This window comes from Xanthomonas sp. LMG 8993 (assembly GCF_009835065.2).
GTDB classification, from domain to species: domain Bacteria; phylum Pseudomonadota; class Gammaproteobacteria; order Xanthomonadales; family Xanthomonadaceae; genus Xanthomonas; species Xanthomonas arboricola.
The window spans coordinates 217,525-223,692 of sequence record NZ_QVIF02000009.1 but is presented as its reverse complement, the minus strand read 5'-3'; the positions used below and the strand labels follow the sequence as shown (position 1 = coordinate 223,692).

Here is a 6,168-nt window from a genome sequence, read left to right as displayed (position 1 = left end):
GTGTTAGGCCTGCCGCCAGCGTTCACTCTGAGCCAGGATCAAACTCTTCACTTAAAATTACATGCCCGAAGGCAAATACTTTAGCTGCAGAAGTTCAACCACTGGCAACTTATCGCTTGCAAAGCAATTAATATGTTGCATTTTGATTAAACGTCTGCAAGATGGACAATCATCCTTCCTGCAGGCGTCCGCACAAATTACCTGCGCACACTGTCAAAGAACATTGGGAAGTGGCCTCAGCGCCGTTCCCGTCAGCTTCGTCGTTTCCGTCGAAGCGAGCCGCCCATTATAGCGGACTTTTTCTTGCCGTCAACACCTCATTTCGAGGTGGTTGACGCTGCTTCGTTTGGACCCGAAGGTTTTCTGCGAAGCGAGCCGGCCATATTAGCAGGCTTTTCATCTTCGTCAACCCCTCGTGAAGAGGAAGTTGCCGCCGCTGCATTTCAATCCGCCGCAGCGTCTTTCCGTGTAGCGAGCCGCCCATCATAGCCGGCTTTTCCGTTTCGTCAACACCTTGTGATGTTTCCGATTCGCCCCCGTTCGTTGTTGCGATGCTTCGAGAAGCGCCGCCGTCCTGAGGGAGGCCGCGCAGTTTATCGAGACTGTGCAGAAGTGCAAGCACTTTTTGACACTGGCATGACACGGACGTCATTGCGCCCATGCGCCACGCCTGATTCCACGCACTTTGCGGTGTATCCGGCCTGCTCTCTCTATCAGGGTCATGGGGCCGTGTGTCCGCATTGCAGCGACATCGTGCTTTCCAGGCAGGACAACAAGAGCGTCGATAGAGAGCCGACCACGCAAGGTGCTGCGCTATCGATCATCGGCGTGCTCGGTAAGAATGCATGCACTAGATAGAGAGCACCCGATGTCTCCCTTACGCAGCCTGCTTCGCGATCTGTCCCTGCCTGCGATTGCCGCGGGCTTTGTCACGGTGCTGGTGGGCTTTGCCAGTTCTGCGGTGATCGTGTTCGAGGCGGCGCGTCACCTGGGCGCGGATCAGGCGCAGATCGCCTCGTGGATGTGGGCGCTCGGCATCGGCATGGGCGTGACCTGCATCGGGCTGTCGCTGCGCTACCGGGTGCCGGTGGTGACGGCCTGGTCTACGCCCGGCGCGGCCATGCTGATCGGCAGTGCGGCCGGGGTGCCGTTGCGCGAGGCAGTCGGCGCGTTTGTGCTGGCGGCGGTGCTTGGCATGCTGGCCGGCTTCTCGGGGTTATTTGAGAAGGCGATCCGACGCATACCCATCTCGCTGGCCTCGGGCATGCTGGCCGGGGTGCTGTTGCGCTTCGGGCTGGACCTGTTCGTGGCGATGCAGAGTCAGGTGTGGCTGGCGCTGGCGATGCTGGCGGCCTATCTGGCCGGGCGGCGCTGGTTTGCGCGCTATGCGGTGATCGCGACCTTGCTGGTCGGCGTGGCGATTGCGGCCGGCAGCGGGTTGATGCAGTGGAAGAGCGTGCAGCTTGAACTGGCCCGGCCGGTGCTGGTGGTGCCGTCGTTGTCGTGGGCGGCGTTGTTCGGGCTGGCGATTCCGTTGTTCGTGGTCACCATGGCCTCGCAGAACGTGCCGGGCGTGGCGGTGATCCGCGCCTCCGGCTACGCGGTACCGATCTCGCCGACGATCGGCTGGATCGGAGTGGTCAATACGCTGCTGGCACCGTTCGGTGGCTATGCCTTGAACCTGGCGGCCATCACTGCGGCGATCTGCATGGGCCGCGAAGCGCACGAGGATCCGGCGCGGCGTTACACCGCTGCGGTGAGCGCGGGCGTGTTCTATGTGCTGATCGGCGTGTTCGGCGCGACTGTGGCGGCGGTGTTTGCCGCCTTTCCGCGCGAGCTGGTGATGGCCATCGCCGGGATCGCCTTGCTGGGCACGATCGGCAACAGCCTGGCGGCCGCCTTGCAGCAGGACAGCGAGCGCGAAGCGGCCTTGATCACCTTCCTGGTGACCGCATCGGGGCTGACGTTGGGCGGGATCGGCGCCTCGTTCTGGGGCCTGGTGGCCGGGACGATCACCTTGCTGGTGTTGCGACCGCGGGCCTAGGGCAGCGATCAAAACGACGGCGCGCACCGCCAGGCGGGCGCGGCCGGTGCGCGGAGTCCTCAACACTGCGGTGCTTCTGCGCCGTCCGCACCCCGCTGGCGACTGCAGGCTACGTTTTGTCAGCCACTGCTGGCCGCGGCAGGCGATTCGGTTGCGGGTTGCGCTTATTCGGGGTCGCGTAGCTGCAGCAGCCAGTGGGCGGTGACGCCATTGGGGCTGGGCAGCGGTTCGAGATGGAACTGACGGTAGACCGGCGCGCCGCCCTGCGAGCGCAGCGGCAGGGTGACATAGGCGGCGCGCCCTTGCCGCAGCGCGTCTTCGAGCAGCTCCACCTTGGACGGGGCGGCATCGCTGGCCAGCAGGGACAGGATGTCGCAACCGATCAGGTCGGCCACTTCGGTCTGGCTGAGTTCTGCGAAGGCCGGGTTGGCGAACATCAGCCGGTGCGCGTCCGCGGTGCCGCGTTCGATGATGGCCACGCCATCGCGCAGCCGCGAGAGCGAGGCTTCGAGCAAGGTGAAATCCTGCTGGAAGCGCTTGCGCTCCATCAGTTCGATCAGCACGCGCAGGCTGCGCGCTGATTCCAGGTGCAGCGGCGACCAGCGTCGCGCGCGACCGCGCACGGTTTCCTGCCAGAGGTCGAAGCTCTTGCGTGGCGACAAGCGCGAATTGGGAATGTCCTGCAGCTTGGCCAGCTGCGGATTGCCGGCCCATTTGACCTGCTGCACCTGCTCGCGGCGGGTCCACAGCAAGGCGCTGCGCGACTGCGGCATCAGCGGCACGAAAATGAAACCGGCCGCCAGCGGGGCGAGGTCGGCCAGCTCGGGGAACACCTCGCCGATCGCATCCACATGCAGGGCGCCGACCGCATCTTCGCGCAGGGCATCGTGGTGTTCGGATTCGATGTGGTCGCGGATGCGGCGCAGCGCGGCCGCGTCCGGGGTGCTGCCATGCCGGCTGATCTCGCCGCCATGGAAGATCGCCACGCCGTCGGCGTCGACCACGTCCATCAGGTCGGGCGCCATGTCGGCGAGCATTTCCACGGTCATCTGGTCGGCGTCATTGAAGTCGGTGATCAGCTTCTCGCGCACGGTGAGCAGCACCGATTCCATGTGCGCACGCGCCACCGCCTGCAATCCGCCGATGCGCCCGGCCAGCGCGCGGGTCACCGCATCGGTGGCATCGCGCATGGCGTGACTGGTGAAGTGCGGGCTGTAGTGGTGGCAGGCGATCAACCCCCACAGCGCGTCGTTGACAACGATCGAGGACACCAGCGTGGCGGTCACGCCCATGTTGGCCAGGTATTCCAGATGCACCGGCGAGACGCTGCGCAGGCTGACATCGCTCAGGTCCACCGGGGTGCCCAGGCGCGGATGCAGGGTGGGTTCGATCGCCGAGGCCCGATAGCCGACGTCGGCGATCTGGCGGACGCGGTTGCGCAGGTACAGCGCGCGCGCCTGGGCCGGGATGTCGGTGGCCGGGTAATGCAGGCCGAGATAGGCATCCAGCTCGGGCTGGCGCGCTTCGGCGATGATGTCGCCATTCCACTCTTCGTCGAAGCGGTACACCATCACCCGATCGAAGCCGATCATGCTGCGCAGCCCCTTGGCGGCGCGCACGGCGGCTTCGGCAATGCCGGGATCGCGCTCGATGCTGCGCAGCAGCGGCAGCGCTTCGCGCAGGGTGACGTCCATCAGGCGTGCGTCGCGCGGCTCGATTTCCACCAGCCACTGCTCCGGATACAGATGCCAGGCGGCCACCCAGGGGTGCTCGGTGGGTGCTGCACGCAGGGGAAAGCGCACGTCGGCATGCAGCAGGTGCTGCGCCTGGTCCTCGACCGCGAATGGCTGCTCGCCGGGCAGTTCCAGCGCTTGCGTGTAGACCATGCCCAGCAGCTCGGCCAGCGGCACACCAAGCAGGTCGGCGGCGGTGGTGCTGGCCTGCACGATGCGGCCGTCAGCCGGCTCGATCACCAGCAGCACGCCGTACGGCTGGATCAGGCCGGGGATATGGATCGGCTCACGCGCACAGACATCCATATCCAGGGGTTCGGTGGGCTGATTCACGGGCGCGGCTCCGCTGCAAGACAGGTATGGAAGTGGGCAAACATGCGCTGCGCACCGTCGATGGCGGACGCGCGCGCGGAAGAGGTGTCCAGGCGTTGGTCGAGCACGGCCTGGAAACGGCGCCAGCCGGCCGGATCGTCGTTGGCCAGTTCGAAATAGCGCAAGGCATCAGCCAGCGCAGGCTGCTGCTTGCGCAAGGTGCGCGCGATCATCCGCCCGCCGAGTTGCGAGCCTTCGATGACGTAGAGCATGCCCCAGCGCGCGGCATCGTTGCCGGCGGCAGGCGCCGCGATGGGCGCCTGCGGCGGCTGCCCGAGCGTGTGCAGGTCCTCGCGCAGGGCCGGGACGCGGCGGCGGTACTGCCAGCCGGCACCGATCAGGGTGCTGAGCCAGTCGCTCAATTGCGCTTCGAAACCGGCCAGCAGCGCATGGTGCCGGCGCAGGATCAGCGTGTAGGCAGCGCGATCGACCTGCCCCTGCCCCAGCGCCTGCATCAGCGGAACCGTCTCGACCAGGCGGTGGGCGTCCTGCGTGGCGTGGCGCAGCGCGAGCGCGGCCGAGGGCGGAACAGCCAGGGTGTCAGGACACATAATGAGTGGAGGCGGTGCCGCAGCACGGAATGCATCAGCCTAGCAGTGACTGCGCAAATCAGATAAAGCGGGCGCGAGCACAAGCTGAATAGGTTGGCATCATCCCTGTGCCGCGGGGGCTATGCCGGCCCCCCGCCCTGCCCGCCGCCAGGCCATGACCCAGCCTGCGGCAAGCAGAACACCCGCCAGCAACCAGGGGGCGCCGGGCAGATGCAGCGGTGCGCCCGTGCCGATAAACCAGGCGAACACGTTGGCAAACAACAGCGGACCGGCGATGCCGGCCAGACTGACCAGGCTGGTCAGCGCGCCCTGTACGCGGCCCTGCGCATCGGCGCCGACCTCGCGGGTGATCAAGGCCTGCGCGGCCGGTGCGGCGATCGCCCAGAACGCACTGATCGGCACGCCGATCAGGAACGCGGTACCGCTGTCGGCCAGCCCGTAGATGACGAAACCGACCACCCCGCAGCCCAGACCCAGCAGCAGCGCACGGCGTTCGCCCAGCCAGCGCACCAGCCGGCCGACCAGCAGCGCATTGACGATGATGCTGCACACGCCGACGCCAGCCAGCACCCAGCTCACCTCGCGCGGGCCCCAGTGGTATTGATAACCGGCGAACAGCACGAAGATGCTGGGATAGACGTAGTGCGCCAGGTTGGCCAGAAACACCACCGAGGCCAGGCCGAACACCTTCGGATAACGGCGCAGCAGCTTGAGTGCGCCGAGCGGGTTGGCATGCGACCAGTCCAGGCGTGGCGTGCGGCGTTCGGCAGGCAAGGATTCGGGCAGCACGAACCAGCCATACAGCACGTTCAGCAGCGCCAGCCCGGCGGCAAACCAGAACGGCCAGCGCAGGCCGATGCTGCCCAGCCAGCCGCCGATCAACGGCCCGGCGACAAAGCCAATACCGAACGCGGCGCCAAGCATGCCGAACGCGCCGGCGCGTTTGTCGGCCGGGGTGACGTCGGCGATGTAGGCATTGGCGGTGGAAAAGCTGGCCGAGCACACCCCGGAGATCACCCGCGCCAGCAGCAGCATCGGCAGGGAATGGGCGACCGCCATCAGGATGAAGTCCAGGCCCAGCCCCAGGCAGGAAAGCAGGATCACCGGGCGGCGGCCGTAGCGGTCGGACAGGGTGCCCTGCAGCGGCGAGCAGACGAACTGGATGGCGGCAAACAAGAAGCCGAACCAGCCGATCCAGCCGGCGGCGACGGCGTAGTCGCCCCCGGTGAACTGGCGCACCAGATCCGGCAGCACCGGAATGATCACGCCGAACGACAGCACGTCGATCAGCACGGTGATGAAGATGAAGATCAGCGCGGCGCGGCGCCGGCCCGTGGCGGGAGCGGAATCTGCTGGGAGGGACATCGCGCTGCGCAGTGGGGCGAAGCGGCGAGTGTAGCGGTGGACCGGGTGGCGCAGTTGTGGGGATGAGCTGTCGCCTGATACGCCCAAGGTCCCCCTCACTGAA

At 66.4% G+C, this 6,168-nt stretch carries 4 protein-coding genes and 1 other RNA gene; 2 read left to right on the top strand and 3 right to left on the bottom strand.

Features of this window, described 5'->3' with window-relative positions:
* Positions 1-868 precede the first annotated feature (868 nt).
* Entirely contained in the window at positions 869-2,044 is a 1,176-nt protein-coding gene (locus DYQ94_RS16685) for a benzoate/H(+) symporter BenE family transporter (protein WP_104560842.1), read from the top strand.
* 54 nt (positions 2,045-2,098) lie between these two features.
* A non-coding RNA gene (locus DYQ94_RS16680) (sX9 sRNA) lies at positions 2,099-2,169 on the top strand.
* A gap of 39 nt (positions 2,170-2,208) precedes the next feature.
* Here the strand turns inward: DYQ94_RS16680 and bphP are convergent.
* The 3 genes from bphP to DYQ94_RS16665 all read right to left on the bottom strand — a co-directional run bounded on the left by bphP (position 2,209) and on the right by DYQ94_RS16665 (position 6,065).
* The gene (bphP, locus tag DYQ94_RS16675) at positions 2,209-4,110 is read right to left on the bottom strand and encodes a bacteriophytochrome BphP (RefSeq protein ID WP_160954958.1); all 1,902 of its coding nucleotides are present in this window, start codon (positions 4,108-4,110) and stop codon (positions 2,209-2,211) included.
* Positions 4,107-4,700 (bottom strand): biliverdin-producing heme oxygenase, encoded by a 594-nt coding sequence (locus DYQ94_RS16670; protein ID WP_160954957.1) that lies wholly within the window; start codon positions 4,698-4,700, stop codon positions 4,107-4,109. Before DYQ94_RS16670 ends, bphP begins: the two co-directional genes overlap by 4 nt.
* Positions 4,701-4,799: 99 nt before the next feature.
* Positions 4,800-6,065, bottom strand: coding sequence for a TCR/Tet family MFS transporter (locus DYQ94_RS16665; RefSeq protein WP_160954956.1), 1,266 nt, complete (start codon positions 6,063-6,065; stop codon positions 4,800-4,802).
* Positions 6,066-6,168: the final 103 nt, after the last annotated feature.